The 16,823-nt window shown below is 72.1% G+C and carries 15 protein-coding genes; 5 read left to right on the top strand and 10 right to left on the bottom strand.

The features are described 5' to 3' along the window. Positions 1–14: 14 nt before the first annotated feature. From proC to ABZS40_RS07725, 4 genes are all read right to left on the bottom strand, one after another. The gene (proC, locus tag ABZS40_RS07740) at positions 15–833 is read right to left on the bottom strand and encodes a pyrroline-5-carboxylate reductase (RefSeq protein WP_354942548.1); all 819 of its coding nucleotides are present in this window, start codon (positions 831–833) and stop codon (positions 15–17) included. Between the two features lie 72 nt (positions 834–905). Further along, entirely contained in the window at positions 906–1,934 is a 1,029-nt protein-coding gene (locus tag ABZS40_RS07735) for a 6-phosphofructokinase (RefSeq protein ID WP_124821156.1), read from the bottom strand. Positions 1,935–2,096: 162 nt separating this feature from the next. Continuing rightward, positions 2,097–2,600 carry a pyridoxamine 5'-phosphate oxidase family protein gene (locus tag ABZS40_RS07730; RefSeq protein ID WP_354942547.1) on the bottom strand — a complete coding sequence of 168 codons (504 nt, stop codon included), beginning with the start codon at positions 2,598–2,600 and terminating at the stop codon, positions 2,097–2,099. Positions 2,601–2,678: 78 nt separating this feature from the next. Next, complete coding sequence (locus ABZS40_RS07725; protein WP_112582786.1) at positions 2,679–3,176, bottom strand: polyadenylate-specific 3'-exoribonuclease AS; 498 nt, start codon at positions 3,174–3,176, stop codon at positions 2,679–2,681. A 269-nt stretch (positions 3,177–3,445) separates the two neighbouring features. On the opposite strand from ABZS40_RS07725, the gene ABZS40_RS07720 reads away from it, so the two are divergent. After that, positions 3,446–4,138 (top strand): Crp/Fnr family transcriptional regulator, encoded by a 693-nt coding sequence (locus tag ABZS40_RS07720; RefSeq protein WP_091407574.1) that lies wholly within the window; start codon positions 3,446–3,448, stop codon positions 4,136–4,138. 152 nt (positions 4,139–4,290) lie between these two features. On the opposite strand, the gene ABZS40_RS07715 is transcribed toward ABZS40_RS07720, so the two are convergent. Further along, entirely contained in the window at positions 4,291–4,440 is a 150-nt protein-coding gene (locus ABZS40_RS07715; RefSeq protein ID WP_354942546.1) for a hypothetical protein, read from the bottom strand. A gap of 211 nt (positions 4,441–4,651) precedes the next feature. On the opposite strand from ABZS40_RS07715, the gene ABZS40_RS07710 reads away from it, so the two are divergent. After that, complete coding sequence (locus ABZS40_RS07710; RefSeq protein WP_354942545.1) at positions 4,652–5,872, top strand: MFS transporter; 1,221 nt, start codon at positions 4,652–4,654, stop codon at positions 5,870–5,872. 56 nt (positions 5,873–5,928) lie between these two features. On the opposite strand, the gene ABZS40_RS07705 is transcribed toward ABZS40_RS07710, so the two are convergent. Next, positions 5,929–6,186 carry a hypothetical protein gene (locus ABZS40_RS07705; protein WP_196918950.1) on the bottom strand — a complete coding sequence of 86 codons (258 nt, stop codon included), beginning with the start codon at positions 6,184–6,186 and terminating at the stop codon, positions 5,929–5,931. A gap of 131 nt (positions 6,187–6,317) precedes the next feature. On the opposite strand from ABZS40_RS07705, the gene ABZS40_RS07700 reads away from it, so the two are divergent. After that, on the top strand, positions 6,318–9,806 hold the full coding sequence (locus tag ABZS40_RS07700; protein ID WP_354942593.1) for an adenylate/guanylate cyclase domain-containing protein: 3,489 nt from the start codon (positions 6,318–6,320) through the stop codon (positions 9,804–9,806). 42 nt (positions 9,807–9,848) lie between these two features. Here ABZS40_RS07700 and ABZS40_RS07695 read toward each other — a convergent pair whose 3' ends face one another. Further along, positions 9,849–10,541, bottom strand: a complete 693-nt coding sequence (locus ABZS40_RS07695; RefSeq protein ID WP_354942544.1) for a lysophospholipid acyltransferase family protein — start codon at positions 10,539–10,541, stop codon at positions 9,849–9,851. A gap of 684 nt (positions 10,542–11,225) precedes the next feature. Between ABZS40_RS07695 and ABZS40_RS07690 the strand changes: the two genes are divergently transcribed. Together ABZS40_RS07690 and ABZS40_RS07685 are read left to right on the top strand one after the other, a co-directional pair. Next, positions 11,226–12,077: a DUF308 domain-containing protein gene (locus ABZS40_RS07690; RefSeq protein ID WP_354942543.1), complete on the top strand. Its 852-nt coding sequence runs from the start codon at positions 11,226–11,228 to the stop codon at positions 12,075–12,077. Between the two features lie 158 nt (positions 12,078–12,235). Next, the gene (locus ABZS40_RS07685; protein WP_354942542.1) at positions 12,236–13,732 is read left to right on the top strand and encodes a trehalose-6-phosphate synthase; all 1,497 of its coding nucleotides are present in this window, start codon (positions 12,236–12,238) and stop codon (positions 13,730–13,732) included. Positions 13,733–13,751: 19 nt separating this feature from the next. Here ABZS40_RS07685 and ABZS40_RS07680 read toward each other — a convergent pair whose 3' ends face one another. From ABZS40_RS07680 to ABZS40_RS07670, 3 genes are all read right to left on the bottom strand, one after another. After that, positions 13,752–14,546 carry an alpha/beta fold hydrolase gene (locus ABZS40_RS07680; RefSeq protein ID WP_354942592.1) on the bottom strand — a complete coding sequence of 265 codons (795 nt, stop codon included), beginning with the start codon at positions 14,544–14,546 and terminating at the stop codon, positions 13,752–13,754. 55 nt (positions 14,547–14,601) lie between these two features. Beyond that, the gene (locus ABZS40_RS07675) at positions 14,602–16,008 is read right to left on the bottom strand and encodes an NAD(P)-binding domain-containing protein (protein WP_354942541.1); all 1,407 of its coding nucleotides are present in this window, start codon (positions 16,006–16,008) and stop codon (positions 14,602–14,604) included. A gap of 117 nt (positions 16,009–16,125) precedes the next feature. Beyond that, the gene (locus ABZS40_RS07670) at positions 16,126–16,818 is read right to left on the bottom strand and encodes an endonuclease/exonuclease/phosphatase family protein (protein WP_354942540.1); all 693 of its coding nucleotides are present in this window, start codon (positions 16,816–16,818) and stop codon (positions 16,126–16,128) included. Between the last annotated feature and the right edge of the window lie 5 nt (positions 16,819–16,823).

The raw sequence follows: 16,823 nt of genomic DNA, 5'->3' as shown, positions 1-16,823 counted from the left end.
CGCGCCCCGACCGCTCAGTCGGCCTGTGCCGCCAGCTCGCGGGCGCGATCCCGGGCGGCCTCCAGCGCGGCGAGCAGCGCCGCGCGTACGCCGTGATTCTCCAGCTCACGAATCGCGGAGATGGTGGTGCCGGCCGGTGAGGTGACCGCCTCGCGCAGCTTGACCGGGTGTTCGCCGGAGTCGCGCAGCATCACGGCCGACCCGATCGCAGTCTGCACGATCAGCTCGTGCGCCACCTGGCGGGGCAGCCCGAGCAGGATCCCCGCGTCGATCATGGCCTCGACCAGCAGGTAGAAGTAGGCCGGGCCGGAGCCGGAGAGCGCGGTGACCGCGTCCTGCTGCGACTCGGGCACCCGGATCGTCTGGCCGAGCGGCTTGAACATCTCCTCGGCCAGCGTCAGGTGCGCCCCGGTGGCGTGCGCGCCGGCGGAGATCGCGGTCATCGCCTCGTCGACCAGCGCCGGGGTGTTGGTCATCACCCGCACCACAGGGGTGCCGTCGGGCAACCGGCGGCTGAAGAAGCTGGTGGGCAGACCGGCGCAGAGCGAGATGACGAGCTTGTCGGCCGGCACCTTCGGGCCGATCTCGTCGAGGAGCGCGGCGGCGTCCTGCGGCTTGACCGAGACCGCGAGCACCGCCGCCTCGTCCACAGCTGTCAGGTTGTCGACCACCCGTACGCCGTAGCGGGCGGTCAGCTCCTCGGCGCGAGCGGGCCGGCGGGCGGTGGCCAACAGCCGGTCCACCGGCCATCCCGAGCGCAGCAACCCGGAGAGCATCAGCTCACCGATCTTGCCCGCGCCGATCACCGCGACCGTGTGCACTCCGGCTGACATGTCGGCCCGTACCCCCTCGCATCGGGTCGCGGCGCGGCGGACCCGTGGGCCCGCCGCGCCGCCGACCATCGATCAGCTGCCGAAGAAGACCTCGGCCTCGGCGTACCGCTCCAGCGGCACGGTCTTCAGCTCGCGGGTGGCCTCGGCGAGGGGCACCCGGACGATGTCGGTGCTCTGCATCGCGACCATCTTGCCCCAGTCGCCGTCGTTGACGGCGTCGATGGCCTGCAGGCCGAGGCGGGTGGCGAGCACCCGGTCGAAGGCGGTCGGGGTGCCACCGCGCTGGATGTGGCCCAGCACCACGGTGCGGGCCTCCTTGCCGGTCTTGGCCTCCAGCTGCTCGGCGAGCCACTGGCCGATGCCGCCGAGGCGGACGTGACCGAACGAGTCGAGTTCCTGGTTGGCGAGGACCATCTGGCCGTCGAGCGGCTGGGCGCCCTCGGCGACCACGACGATCGGGGCGTATTGGTGCTGGAAGCGCTTCTCGACGTAGCCGGCCACCTGCTCGACGTCGAACTGGCGCTCGGGCAGCAGGATCACGTTGGCGCCGCCGGCCAGGCCGGCGTGCAGGGCGATCCAGCCGGCGTGCCGGCCCATCACCTCGACGACCAGGGTGCGGTGGTGGCTCTCCGCGGTGGTGTGCAGGCGGTCGATGGCCTCCATCGCGATGTTGACAGCGGTGTCGAAGCCGAAGGTGTAGTCGGTGGCGCCGAGGTCGTTGTCGATCGTCTTCGGCACGCCGACGACGTGCACGCCCAGCTCGTAGAGCTTGGTGGCCACGCCGAGGGTGTCCTCACCGCCGATCGCGATCAGCGCGTCCACGCCCTGGGCGGCGAGGTTGTCCTTGATCCGCTCGACGCCGTTCTCGATCTTGAAGGGGTTGGTCCGGGACGAGCCGAGGATGGTGCCGCCGCGGGGCAGAATGCCGCGGACGTCGGCGATACCCAGGGGGCGGGACAGACCCTCCAGCGGGCCCTTCCAGCCATCCCGGAAGCCCACGAACTCGTGACCGTAAGTGGCGACGCCCTTGCGGACCACCGCCCGGATGACCGCGTTGAGACCGGGGCAGTCGCCGCCGCCGGTGAGCACGCCGATACGCATGATCCGCTCATCCTCCTGGAGCATCAGGTAAAGCCCGATATGCCCCAGGATATGTGTCAGGTCAGACCATCGGCGCCGTTGCCGGCCCGGGGCGGGCCGTCACTGCGAACTGTAGTCGGCCCGCCAGTACGACGACAGCGCGCCCCGGGCACCAGCCCCCGGTCAGTAGGTCACCTCGTGGTTCTCGCCGGCCTTCGGTGGCCGGCCGGTGACCGCCGCCTTCGCGTAGCCGAGCAGGTTCACCACGGTGCTGTTCGGCGAGTCCCAGTACTCGGCGGAGCTGGCGTGCACCTTGATCAGCGTGAGACCGGAGGTGTCCAGCCCGTCGGGGAACCACGCCCTGAGCAGCGGGTTCCACAGCCGCTCGGCCCGGGCCCGGTCGAACCCCTCGGTAGCGGTGCCGGAGATCGACACCCACGCGTTGTGCTTCTGGTCGGAGAAGGCGACGTTGACCTCCGGGTTCACCCGGATCTGGCGGACCTTGGCCGAGTCGGCGTAGGCGAAGAACCACAAATCGCCGTCGAACTCGGCCTCCTGGAGCCCCATCGGTCGACTCACCTGCCGCCCGTCCAGAGCAGTGGTGGTGAGCATGCAGATCCGCGCGGCCCGGGCCAGGCCGGTGACCCGGGCGCGTGCCTCCGCGGCGTTGCTCGGCTGGTCGCTCATGGCAATCTCCCTCGGCTCGGCTGGTCGAACCGTTGCCCGGGACAGAACCGGTCAAACCTACGGCGGCGCGGCCACCACTCAACGGGCGGTCATCGCCCGCCAGCGGGCCAGGTTGTGTCGGGCATCGACCAGCGCGTCGTGCCGGGCCGCGTCCGCGTCCGGCAGGGGCGGCCGGCCCCGGTCGTCCCAGAGCTGCCGCAGCTCCTTGGTGTAGCGGGGAATTTCCCGCGGCAGCGCCGGCATCGCACCCCAGAGCTGGGCGAGCACCACGTGGTCGTACGCGGCGAACCAGGCCCACAGCTCCAGCTGCTCCCCCGGCCGGTCCCGGATCGGCTCGACCAGGAAGTCGTACAGGTCGTCGCGGATGCGCTCCCGCGAGCGCCAGGCCCGGTCCGCCGGGGAGGGCAGCTTGTCCAGCACGTTGCGTCGGACCCAGGGCACGGCGCGGGAGTCGTCGAACTCGGTGGAGACCGCGTAGAACTCACGGCCGTACTCGTCGACGACACCGATCGAGACGAGGTCGACGGTCGTGCCGTCCTCGATGAACTCGCAGTCGTAGAAGTAGCGGTAGACCATTCCGGGCATCCTCGCCCACCACCGCACGGCCGCGCCAGGCGGGGGCCTCCCCGAGGTCGACCGAGCCGCGGCAACACCTCGTGAACGGCACGTCGCAGCTCGTGACGGTCACGGAAGTGCTTCGAGGGGTGTACAGCAAGCGACCGGACCGTCATGATCTGATGTGTACCGCTACCGGACGCCGACTCGGTGTCAGTTCACCTTGTCGGGGCCCATCAGGTTCGCCCGGTGAGCGAGTTGTGGTCCATGACCGGGGGAGGGGTTGGGCCGTGGAGGTTCGCCTGCCGGAGCCGGGTGACGCGCTCACGGGTGTTGAGATGTTCGCCGGGCTGGAGCCCGAGGTGCGGCAGCGCGTCATCGCCGCCGCCGTTCCGCGCACCTACCGCAAGGGCCAACTGCTCTTCGTGGAGAACGACCCCGGCGAGTCGCTGATCGTCCTGCGCCGCGGCGCGGTGGCGGTCTTTCGCACCGCACCCACCGGCGAGCGGGCCGTGCTGTCGGTTATCCGTCCACCGGACGTGCTCGGTGAGGTCTCCCTGCTCGACGCGTCCACCCGGTCGGCCTCGGCCGAGGCCATCGAGGACTGCGCGGCGCTCGCTCTCTCGCGGGGCGCGTTCATGGAGTTGGTGCACTCCAACCCACGCATCCTGGACGCGGTGATGCGCTCGCTGGGCGGGCTGATCCGCCGGCTCACCGAGCAGAACGCCGACCACGTCTTCCTCGACCTGCCCGGTCGCGTGGCGAAGACGCTGGTCCGGTTGGCCGGCGAGAGCCAGGCACCGATGATCACGATCGAGCTCAACCAGAGCCAACTGGCCGAGATGGCCGGTGGTTCCCGGCAGAGCGTCAACCAGGCTATCGGCTCGTTCGCCAGCCGGGGCTGGCTGCGTACCGAGGGCCGCCGGATCGTGGTGACCGACGTGGCCGCGCTGCGCCGCCGCGCCGGCATGGCCGACCGCTGACCGACCGGCCCGCCCGGTTCGTCGCCGGTCGGTCATCCGATCTGGACACCCGCCACCCGCCACCCGCCACCCGCTCCCCCGTCCGTACGCACGGCTGCGCCGGCTGCCAGTGGCAGCCGGCGTCACCGTTCTCGCGGTTCAGCGGGTCGGGCTCAGCGGGTCGCGCCCGGCCAACGGGTCGCGGCCGACTGGTAGCCAGGGCCCGCCCAGAAGCCCGGTCCGGCCCAGAAGCCCGGTCCGGCCCAGATACCCGGTCCGGCCCAGCCGCTCGCGGTCGTGGTGGTCGTCGTCGTGGTCGCCATGTCGTCCCCCTGGTCGATGTGTGGTGCCTGCCGTGCCTGTCTTGCCAAGGACGCTATGGCGTAGAGCGATGGAACAAAATAGGACAAATCGACATGAATCACTGACTGAAGAGCGGTTGTTGGCCCCCACACCGCGCTGACAAGGTTGCCGCGCCCGCCCCTGTTCCAGGGCCCGTGCCGACATATCCGCAGCAGTGAGGAGCCATCGGTCATGTCACTACTCCGCGGCAATGTCGCATTTCGTCGCTACTGGTGGGCGCGCCTGGTGTCGTACACCGGAGACCAGCTGGCCCGGACGGCGCTGCTGATCGCCGTCTACGACCGGCACGGTGGTGGCGCGGTCGCCCTGCTGCTGCTGGCGTCGACGGTGCCCCGCCTGCTCGGACCGTTGCTCGGTGCCCTGGCCGACCGGTTCGACCAGCGCCGGCTGATGATCGGTTGCGACACCGCCCAGGCGTTGACGTACCTCGCCGTCGCGCTGCTCGCGCCGCCCCTGCCCGTTCTGCTGGCGCTGATCACCGCGGCTACCACGGCCGCCACCGCGTTCACTCCCGCCGGACGCAGCCTGCTCCCCCGCCTGGTCGAACGCGAACAACTGCCGGCGGCGAACGCGCAACTCGCAACCGGCGTCAACATCGGGCTCGCTGCCGGGCCAGCCGTCGGCGGCCTCCTGCTGGCGACCCTCGGGCTGACCGCCACGCTGCTCGTGGACGCGGCGACCTTCGTCCTCTCCGCGTTGCTGATCGGCGGAGTCCGGACACTCTCGACGGCCGGCGCGACCCGCCGGTCCGAGCCACTGCACACGGTGCTGCGCGAAGGGCTGCGGGTGGTCCGAGGGCACAGCGTCGTCCGTGCGGTCTCGGTCGGGTTCCTGGTGATGGTGATGTTCGCCGCGCTGGACAACCTCGCCATCGTTCCCCTCGGACGCGCCGAACTGGGTGCTACCGAGGTCACGATCGGTCTGCTGGGCACCGCCTACGGCGTCGGCATGGTGCTCGGTCCGATGTGCCTGGCGAGAACCGGCGTACGTATCCGGATGGACCTGGTCCTCTACGGCGCGCTGCTCGCGCTCGGCGCCGGAACGCTGGTCACCGGCCTCAGCCCGGTGATCGCGCTCGCCATAGCCGGTCAGGCGGTGGCCGGTGTCGGCGCGGGCTGGCACAACGTCGCCGCCGACACCCTCATCCAGCAGAACGTGCCAGCCGAACGGCTCGGCGTGGTGTTCGGCACCGTCTACATGTTTCCGTACGCGGCGGAGGCGCTGGCCTACGCCGTCGGCGCACCGCTGCTGGCGGTGGTCGGGCCACGATGGGTGCTGGTCATCTCGGGGTTGGGTGTGCTGGCCACCCTGGGGCTGATCGCTCCCCTGCTCGCCCGGGCCCTGGGGCTACGGCTGCCGACGCCGGGCAGGGTCGCGGCGGCCAACGGGTGAGGCTGCACGACGGGTGCGGTCGGCGGACCGTCGGCCCGCCGACCGCACCCGGACGATCAGTTCTCCTTACCGTCGGCCGGCGGCGCGCCCGGCCCCGGACCGATCTTCTTCGGATCGGTCGGCTTACCAGCCGTGGACGTGCTCGACGAGGTGGTCGTGGTCTCCCCCGACCCGCCCGACTGACCCTCAGGCTCTTCCACCATGCCCTGCTCCTCCAGTTCGGCGAGAGTGACCGCATCGACGTCGATCGTGTCGCCCGGCGCCCACTGCGTGCCACCCGGATCGGTCCACGAGGCGGACAGTCGTACCTGCACGGCACTCTCCCTGACATGAAACTTCCTGGTACGGAACACTAACCCCGACCGATCGACGCCGTTGCCCGTCCGCACGTCGGGTACCCGACTGGGCGGACCGGCCGCGATACTGACCTCTTTCGCCCACGGAGCTGAACATCGACCTCAAGTGTGGACACTGCGCACGCGCGGCCGGGCCGGACGACCGCTTCTGCGGCGGGTGTGGCCAGCCGCTCGGGGTCAACTGTGCGCACTGCGGGCACGCCAACAGCACCGAGGTCAACTTCTGCACCAGCTGCGGTCAACCGCTGCGGGACCACGTCGTCACGGTGCAGGAGGACCGGCGTCAGGTCAGTGTGCTCTTCGTCGACATCGTGGACTTCACCAGCTACGCGGAGCGGGCCGACCCGGAGCAGGCCCGCAGTCTGCAACAGACCTACTTCGCCACCGTGCGCCGGATCGTGCACCAGTACGGCGGGGTGGTCGAGAAGTACATCGGCGACGCGGCGATGGCGCTGTTCGGCGCGCCGGTGGCCACCGACAACGACGCGTTGCGCTGCGTCCGCGCCGGCCTGGAGCTGCAACGGAACCTGGCTCGCCAGCCCGCCGGTCCGCAGCCGCCGCTGGGCTTCCGGGTCGGCATCGCGACCGGCGAGGCCCTTGTCGACCTCTCCGCCACCCGCGACGGTGGGCAGGCCTTCGTGACCGGAGACGTGGTCAACACGGCCTCCCGCCTCCAGGGGTTCGCCCCACCGGGCGGTGTCGTCGTCGACGAGAGCACCTGGTCGGCCACCCGACACGAGATGGAGTACGCCGACCAACCACCGGTCACCCTGCGCGGCCGGTCCGCGGTGAGCCGGATCTGGCTGGCCGTCCAGGTGCGACCACACCGTGACCCGCGCGGCGCCGAGCTGACCCCGATGGTGGACCGGGAACACGAGCGCGGTCTGCTGGTCAACGCGCTGCACCGGATGGTGACCGAACGGACCTCCCAGTTGGTGACGGTGTTCGGCCCGGCCGGTGTGGGCAAGAGCCGGCTGCTGCGCGAACTGGCCCGGCACGCCGGCAGCCTGCCCGGCCCGCCGATCACCTGGCTCGTCGGGCAGTGCCCGCCGTTCGGCGAGAACGTCACCTGGGCCGCCCTGTCGGACATCGTGAAGACCTGGGTGGGCGTGCCGGAGGTCGACGGCCCGGCCGCGCTGCGCGAACGGTTGCGGGCCCGGCTGGGGCAGCTCGCCGATCCGCACGCGACCCGGCTGGCCGAGGCGCTCGGGCCGCTGATCGGCGTACCCGGCGAACGACTCACCCCCGGTGAGACCGAGGCCGCCTGGCGGCGGTTCCTGATCGCCCTGGCGACCACCGGCCCGACCGTGCTGGTCTTCGAGGACATGCACTGGGCCGACCAGGCGATGCTCGCCTTCGTCGAGCAGTTGGGCGCGTCAGCGCGTGGCGTACCGCTGCTGGTCGTCGCGACAGCCCGGCCGGAGCTGCGGGAACGACACCCGGCCTGGACCGGCACGATCAGTGGCGCGATGTCCATCTCGGTGCCGCCGATGCACGACACCGACATCGACACGCTCTACTCGCTGCTCCTCGGGCAGGCGACGCTGCCGTCCAGCTCACGTACCCCGCTGATCGAGTTCGCCGACGGCAACCCGCTCTACGCCCAGGAGTACGCCCGGATGCTGCTGGACGGCGGCCTGCTCGACGCGGTCGGTTCGGCCTCCCGTCCCGACCTCGACGGTGGCGCGGAGATGCCCCGCACCGTGCAGGCGGTCATCGCCAACCGGCTCGACCTGCTGGACCCGGCCGACCGGGCCGTGCTCCAGGCCGCCGCAGTGGTGGGCGTGGTGTTCTGGGCCGCGCCGGTGGCCATGGCGTTGGGACGGCCGGTGGAGTGGGTCGAGCGCGCGCTGGACCGCCTGCAACGTCGCGACCTGGTGTACGAGCAGAGCACGTCGACGATGTCCGGCCAGTCCGAGTACCGGTTCCGGCACATCCTGGTGCGCGACGTCTGCTACCAGCGGCTGCCCAGGGCCGAGCGGGTGCTGCGCCACCAACGCACGGCCGACTGGATGGCGCAGCTCACCGACGGCCGGCAGTACGACCTGGCCGAGGTGCTGGCCAACCATCGCTGGGCGGCGCACGAGATCGCCCGGACGGTCGGGCTGGACACCGCCCCCTACGCCCCGTCGGCGCGGGCCGCGCTGCACCAGGCGGCCCGCCGGGCGTACGAGCTGCACGCGCTGGACACCGCCGCCGCGCTGGTCGGCCGGGCGCTGGCCCTGGATGTCGGGCCGGACCCGGCGCTGGAGCTGTTCGACGCGCAGCTGGCGTTGTATCGGGACGGGGACGCCTTCCTGGTGGCGGGGGGCACGGACACCCTCACCCGGCTGGCCGAGCGGCTCACCACGAGCGGCGACCGGACGGGGGCGGCGCGCGCCTGGACGCTGCTCGCCACCGCCGCCTGGAGTCGGGCCGACCGGTCGGCGACTCTGCACTGCCTGGACCAGGCGATCGGCATCTACGGCGACCTACCGGACAGTCAGGAGAAGGCGGGCGCCCTGCTGGAGCTGGCCCGGGTGCACATGCTCAACGCCGAGACCGAGCCGGCGTGTACGGCCGCGCGGGCGGCAGCGTCCCTCGCCGAGCGGCTCCAGCTGCGCGAGGTCCAGGCCAACGCGCGGATCACCCTGGCCGTGGCGCGCTACCTGGCCGGCTCCGCATCGGCGTTCCCGGAGCTGGCGGAGGTGACCGAGCACTGCCGGGTGGAGCGGCTGACCAGTCGACGCCGGGCGGTGCAGAACCTGGCCTGGGCGTTGCAGGAGGAGGGCGACCTGGCCGGCTCGGCCCGGTTGGTCGACGAGCAGCTCACCCTCGACCTGGGCGGCGAGCACAGCCTTGCCACCAGCTTCGCCGACGAGTGGGCGCGGTCGTACTACGCGGGCGACTGGTCGGCGGCGCTGGCGATGGCGGCGGAGTCGACCCGACGGCCGACAGCGGAGTGGGATCTGCACATCGTGGCGGTCTCGGGTTGGATGCGCGGGCTGGCCGGAGCCGACCTGGTCGGGCCCGACGAAGCCGCGGGGCCGGACGGACCGGGTGGGGATCTGGTCGAGCAGGCGCTGGTCGCGGCGCGGCGCACCGGTTTCCACCGGGTGCTGCGTTCCACCCTGGCACACGCCGCCCTCTGCCGGGCGGTGCAGGGCCGCCGCGACGAGGCGATGGCGCTGCTCACCGAGCTGGACGAGGACTGGCAACGGACCCGGATGATTCCGTTCGCGGAGTGGGTGCCGGCCGTCGGGCACGTCGCCGGGGTGCTGGGCGCGGACGCGGCCCGGCTGGTCCGGCAACTGCTCGGCCGGGCGCCCCGGATGACGCCGTGGGCTGATGCCGCCGGTCAGGTCGCCGACGCCACGCTGGCCCGGCACGCCGGGGACGCCTCGACCGCGGCGAACCTGCTGCGCTCGGCGGCGGCGAGCTACGCCCGGATGACCGACGTGACCGACGAGGTCATCACGCTGGCGCTGGCCGTCGGCCCGCTGGCCGAGACCGACCCACCGGCCGCCGCGGCGACCCGCGCCCGCCTGCACGACTTCGCCACCCGTCACCACGCCCCCGCCCTGCTCCACCTGCCCTGACCGCCGAGCGGGCCGGCAGGGCGGAGCCGGCAGGCCGGTGGCTCAGGCGGCCAGCGGCGCCGGCACGGGGTCCTTGAGTTTCTGGGCGTAGACGTCGACGTACTCCCGACCGGAGAGCTCCATCAACTCGTACATGATCTCGTCGGTGACCGCGCGCTCGACGAACCGGTCGCCGGCCAGCCCGGCGTAACGGGAGAAGTCCAGCGGCGCCCCGAACCGGATCTTCACCCGATCGATCTTGGGGATGAGCTTGCCCGGCGGCTGGATCTCGTCGGCGTTGAGCATCGCCACCGGCACCACGACCGCGCCGCTCTCCAGGGCGAGCCGGGCCACCCCGGTCTTGCCCCGGTAGAGCCGCCCGTCCGGGGAGCGGGTGCCCTCGGGGTAGATGCCGGCCACTCCCCCGGCGCGCAGCACCTGCAACTGGGTGTCCAGGGCGGCGCGCGCGGCCCGGCCGCCGGAACGGTCCACCGGAATCGTGCCGGTGCCGACGAAGAACATCTTGGTCAGCCAGCCCTTGATCCCCTTGCCGGTGAAGTACTCGGCCTTGGCGACGAAGGTGACCTTCCGGGCGGTGATCAACGGTGTGAAGATCGAGTCGGAGAAGGAGAGGTGGTTGCTCGCCAGGATCACCGGGCCGGTCGCCGGCACGTTGCGCAGGCCCTCCACCTGCGGGCGGAAGATCAGCTTGAGCAGCGGACCGAGGATGACGTACTTCAGCAGCCAGTAGAGCACCGGCGTCCTTTCCCGTGGTGTGCCCGCGACAGCGCCAGCCGTCGTCGTCGCCGCCGAGCCTACGAAGCGGGCGCTCTCACCACAACGGACGAATCGCCCCGCCCCGCCCCGCCGATCATGGAGTTGTGGTGGGCGACAGCTCCATGTCCGCCACTTTTGTGAGGCACCACAGCTCCATGATCGACGCAGGCCCGGTCGGACGCTCCGGCGATCTTGCGGTTTCGGCTGCCGGGATGGGGGGCAGTGTTCGTTATGCCGCCGCAGGAAGTGCAAGATCGCGAGGCCCAGGGGGTTCGGCCAACCTCCTCGGACGCCCTCGCTGTGAGCAGGCTCGACCCCGATCCGCCCGCCGGACCACCGAAGGGCCGTCGAACCACCGAGCTGAGGGATGGATCGTCGGGAGTACGCCCAACTGCCTCCGGGGAACCACAGCAGGGCCGTGCGGGCGGTCGACGAGAAGGCGAGCAACGTCATCCGGTGCGGCCTCCTGTTAGCAAGGGATTAGCAAAAACCGACAAAGAACCCCCGTCGTGACCAGCGGCAGGGGCTCTGACTTTGGAAGACGCGACACAACGCACTCCCGGAACCGGGTCCGGACGTGTCACGATTCAGAGCACGGCGTGCGCACGGGCGCCGAAGGGCAGCGGTGGCCGCGCCGGAAGGCGCGTTAAGGGGGATGTCCGGGTGTCAGCGGGTGGGGCCCGCCGGGGACGGCGGGACAACGGGCTCGACGCGAACGAGTACGCCGTCGTCGGCGACGTCGATCCGCGCGTCGGTGAGCACCTGCTCGACGTGCTGGCCGCCGGTGGGATCGCCGCCTACCTCCAGCCGTCCGCCGACCTCAACCCGGTCACCCGCACCACAACGGTGCCGGCCCGGCCGGTCGACAGGCTCTACGTCGACCGCTCGCACCTGACCACCGCACGGGACTATTTGACCCAACTCGCCGACGAGACCGCTCCGGAGCAGCCGCCGGCGCGCGACGAACCGGACATCGACGCCGAGTGGGCACGGATCGTGGCGGGTTTCCACACCACCTCCACGCCCGGTGACCACCCGTGGCCGGCCTCGGAGGACGTGGACGAACGGGACACCCATGACGAACCGACCTCCGGGCCGCTGACCCGCTCCGGCACCGACGAACCCGGCCCGACCGCCACCGACGTCCGCCGGCTACCGTCCGCGACGGACATCTCCGGGATCTCCGTGGGGCGCGGCACCCGACCGGACGAGCCGTCGCTGCTGGACGGGTTGGACACCTTCGGCGCCGACCTGCCCGACGACGAGGACGACGAGGGCTACCACCCACCGCCACCGCCGCCGCTGCCGCGGGTCAGCAAGTACGCGGTGATCGGCGTGCTCGGGGTGGTCGTCGGGTTCGCGCTGTTCCTCTTCCCGTGGCTGCTCCCGATCGACCGCTCGGCGGTCACGCTGTTCGGGTTCACCGGCATCCTGGCCGGTTTCGTCACGCTGATCTGGCGGCTACGCCCCGGCGACGAGGACGAGGACGACCCGGACAACGGCGCCGTCGTCTGAGGTCGGCCCGCATCCCGGGACGGCAGCGCCCCGCCGGGGGCGTAACAGTGGTGTAACTTACTGTCAGTAGGAATACCGCTGTACGTCACTCCCCCCGCTGACTGACCGGTTTTTCCTTGCTCGCGGCGGTCAGTCCTCTGCTGATCGGAATGCCCGAGATGCGACAGAGTTCTCTCGTGGTGGTCGCCAACCGCCTCCCCATCGACGACAATCAGGCCCCCGACGGGGCCTGCGAGTGGCGGCGCAGCCCGGGTGGGTTGGTCAGCGCGCTGCTCCCGCTCCTGCGGCACACCCCGGCGACCTGGGTCGGCTGGGCCGGTGGCACCGGGGCGGCCCCCGCCCTGCCGGACGTGGACGGCGTGCGGATGCACACCGTCGCGCTCAGCCCGGAAGACCTGCGCGACCACTACGAGGGGTTCGCCAACGCGACCCTCTGGCCGCTCTACCACGACTCCGTGGAGCAGCCGCAGCACCACCGCCGCTGGTGGGAGGCGTACCAGCGGGTCAACCAGCGCTTCGCCGAGGCGACCGCGCAGGTGGCCGAGCCGGGCGCTGTGGTCTGGGTGCAGGATTACCACCTGCAACTGGTCCCCGGTCTGCTGCGCGCGCTCCGGCCGGACCTGCGCATCGGGTTCTTCCTGCACGTGCCGTTCCCACCGCCGGAGCTGTTCATGCAACTGCCCCGCCGGGCCGAACTGCTGCGCGGCATGCTCGGCGCCGACCTGGTCGGCTTCCAGCGGGTGCAGGCGGCGCACAACTTCGCCCAGTTGGTGACCCGGGTGCTGGAGCTGCCGGCCACCGACCGGCGGATCGGCATCGACGACCGCGTCGTCCGCATCGGCGCGTTCCCGGTCTCCATCGACACCGCCGAGATGGCCGCGCTCGCCGACCGCCCGGACGTGGCCGCCCGGGCCCACCGGCTCCGCCAGGACCTCGGCGATCCCCGGCAGGTCGTCCTCAGCGTGGACCGGATGGACTACACCAAGGGCATCGAGCAGCGCCTCAAGGCGTACAGCGAGTTGCTCGCCAGCGGCGACGTCAAGGTCCGCGACACGGTGCTGGTGCAGGTCGCCATGCCGAGCCGGGAACGCGTCGGCCAGTACCAGATCCTGCGCGAGCGCATCGAGCGCGAGGTCGGCCGGATCAACGGCGAGTTCGGCCGGGTCGGCGAGCCGGCGATCCACTACCTCACCCAGCCCTTCGACCGGGCCGAGCTGGCCGCGCTCTACCGGGTCGCCGACGTGATGGCGGTGACCCCGTTGCGCGACGGAATGAACCTTGTCGCCAAGGAGTACGTGGCCGCGCGGGTCGACGACACGGGCGCACTGCTGCTCAGCGAGTTCGCCGGCACCGCCGCCGAGCTGTCCCAGGCATACCTGGTCAACCCGCACGACCTGGAAGGGCTCAAGCAGGGCCTGCGTGCGGCGCTGCGGGCCGACCCGGCCGACTCCACCCAGCGGATGCGGGCAATGCGCGCCCACCTGCACCAGCACGACATCAGGGCCTGGGCCCGCTCCTACCTGCGCGCCCTGGACGAGGGCGGCGCCCTGGTCAGTCGCCTGACCAGCACCGACGCCGGCTCCGACGGCACCGCACGGGTGCCCCGGCCGGCCACCCCGACCGGCAGCCCGGCCGTCCACCAGCCCGGCGGCTGACCGCCGGCGGCCCGGCGCCTCAGTGCGCCGCCGGCTCCTTCTCCAGCCAGTCCAGGATCGCGTCGATCGGCTCCGCCCACCGCGCGTCCAGCATCAGGTCGTGGCCCATCCCGGGGAAGAGCAGCGGGGCCGACCCGTAGCGGCGGGCCACCCGGGTCAACGTCGACGCCGGCACCACCCGGTCGTCCGGGCTGCCCAGCACCAACACCGGGGGCGCGCCCACGGCCGGCTCGGCCTCCGGCTCACCCAGCAGCGCCCACTGCGCCCGCCGACCCGCCCGACCGAGGCGTCCGACGTACCGCCGGGCCTCCTCGTCGGGCAGGTCGCGGCTGAACAACTGCCCCCGGTTGAGCCGCAACGGCCCGCCGAACACCGCCGGCAACGTGCCCGCCGGGTTGCGGCGCAACGCCGTGCCCAGCACACCCCAGCCGCCGAAGACCGGCGCCACCAGCACCGCGCCCCGCGCCGGGTAGCGGGCCAACGCGTGCGCCACCACCAGAGCCCCGGCGCCGTGCCCCACCAGCACCGCCTGCCGCGGCAGGCTCGCGGCCACCTGGACCACGTCGTGGGCGTACGCCCGCAGCGTCGCCTCCGGCGCCGGCTCGCTGCCACCGTGCCCACGCAGGCTCACCGCGTACGCCGGGAACCCCCGCGACGCCGCGTGACCCAACCAGTGCTCGGCGAACGCCCACGCGCCGTGCCCGAACCCGGGCACGAAGAGCAGCGGCGGACGCCCCTCCTCCAGCTCGGGGACCGCGCTGAGCACCTCCCGCCGGGCCGGCCGGACCGGCCGGGACCACTCCCGGCCCCGCATGATCCGCAGCTCACTCACTGGTCTGCCTCTCGTTCGCGACGATGCGGCTGGCGGCTCACTTGCCCTCCAGCTCGACCAGGGCGCGTTGGATGGCGCGCAGATAGTCGGCGTGCCCGACCTCGAACCAGTGCCGACTGCTGTCCTTGACCGGCCCGGAGTACCGCTCCCCGGCCCGGTCCCGCACCCGAGACGCGAAGGCCGTGGCCCGTTCGGGCCGGTCCCGACGGGCCTGTAGCAGCCGGGCGAAGAGCACCGTCTGCCAGTGCGACAGTGTGAACAGCCCCGAGTCCGGTTGCAGCAGGCCGGCGACGGCCAGGGTCGGGTGCCCCGGGGTGAACGCGTTGAGCCACAGCGTGGGCCGGCCCGCTCCGGCGCTGTCGGAGAACACCGACGCGTCGAGGAACTCGAAGCGCGGCAGGTAACCGGTGGCGAAGACGACCACCTCGGGGTCGATCTCACGACCGTCGGCCAACTCCACGGCGTACGGGTGGAACCGGGCGACGTCCGGCACCGGGCCGATCCCGCCGTGGCCCACGTAGTAGACGAGCTGACTGTTCGCGATCGGGTGCGTCTCGTACACCCGGTGGTCGGGCTTGGGCAGGCCGAAGCGGGTCAGGTCGCCGACGGTCAGCCGCAGCGTCCAGTGGTAGAGCCACTGCCGCACCCGCAGCGGCACCCGCAGCGCCAACAGGCTGTCGTTGACCTGGTCGGCGGGGCGACCGAGCACGTACTTCGGCGCGTACCAGTAGCCGCGCCGGGTGGAGTGCCAGCAGCGCGACGCCTGCTGGGCGGCCTCGACGGCGATGTCGCAACCGGTGTTGCCGGCGCCGACGACCAGCACCCGCTTGCCCCGCAGCTGCGCCGGGTCCTTGTAGGACGAGGCGTGCATGATCTCGCCGCGGAACTCCTCCAGGCCCTCGTAGCGGGGCAGCTTCGGCGACCAGTTGTGGCCGTTGGCGATCACCACGGCGGCGTACCGGGCGGTGCGCTCGGGGCCGTACCCGCCGGTGGAGCGGGTGGTGACGTCCCACCGATCGCCCTCGACGGGCTCGACCCGGATCACCTCGGTGCCGAACCAGATGTGCGAGCGCAGGTCGAAGTGGTCGGCGTACCGCTCGAAGTAGGACAGCAGCTGACCGTGGTGCGGGTAGTCCGGCCACGAGTCCGGCATCGGGAAGTCGGGGAACTGGGTGAACGGCTTCGACGAGATCAGGTGGGTGCTGGCGTACACCGGGCTGCGGTCGTGCCGCCAGTTCCAGGCGCCGCCGACGCCCGTCTCCCGCTCGTAGCAGTCCACGCCGAACCCGTGTTCGCGCAGGTTCTTGATGGCCGTCAGGCCGCTGGCCCCGGCCCCGATGACGCAGACCGTGTCGCCCCGGTCGGAGACCGGACGGCCGTCGCTGTTCGACGCTGGCGAGGTCGCCTCCGGGTCGGGCCGGCCGTGGTCGGTGGAGGTGGACACCGGGGACATCTCCTTTTGGTACGGCAGGCGTGCCGGTCGCCGCGAAATCCTCTCCACAACCGGGCCGGATGTCCAGTCCTGAACCGGACCCGCCGACTGCCGGGCCGGTGTCGGGGGTCAGCCGGTGGTGGGCAGCAGCAGGTCGACCAGGACCGGGAAGTGGTCGCTGGCCCGGCGGGTCTGCGGGGTGTCCACCACGTCGTAGTCGACCACTGTGATCCGCGGGTCGACGAAGAGCGCGTCGATGCGCCGGCGCGGGTCGGCGCAGGAGTAGGTGAGCCGCTCGGCCCGATCGGCGGCCACCGCCGCGTCGGTCAACCCGCGCGACACGGTGGCCCAGGCGGGCCCGTCCGGACCCTCGTTGAGGTCCGCCCCGGCCAGCACCGGGCTGGTCGCCGCGTCCAGGCCACGCTTGAACTCGGTGGCCTGGGAGGGCCGCTCGGCCGGGTCGGTGGACAGGTGCGAGCCGGCGAGGGTGAACCGGGCGTCACCGACCCGGCAGTCGGCGTACGCGGCGCCGCGCAGGTGCCGGCCGGGGGTCAGCGGGAAGCGCTGACAGCGGGTGCCCAGCACCTGGACCCGCAGGCTGGTCAGGAGCAGGTTGCCCAGGGCGGGCAGCCCACCGGCGGCCACCACCAGACCGAACGACTCGGCCAACGTGGCGGATTTCTGCCGCCACCGGAACCGGCGCGGCCCCTCCTGCACGATCACCACGTCCGGCGTCGCGGCCCGGACCACCGCCGCCAGGGCGGCGGTGTCGTCGCGCTGGCTGTGGATGTTGTACGACACCACGCGCAGCGGCACGCCCATCCCGG

Origin of the sequence: Micromonospora sp. NPDC005324, assembly GCF_040607155.1 — a bacterium.
GTDB classification, from domain to species: Bacteria; Actinomycetota; Actinomycetes; order Mycobacteriales; family Micromonosporaceae; genus Micromonospora; species Micromonospora trifolii.
This window is presented reverse-complemented; position numbering and strand designations above follow the sequence as displayed.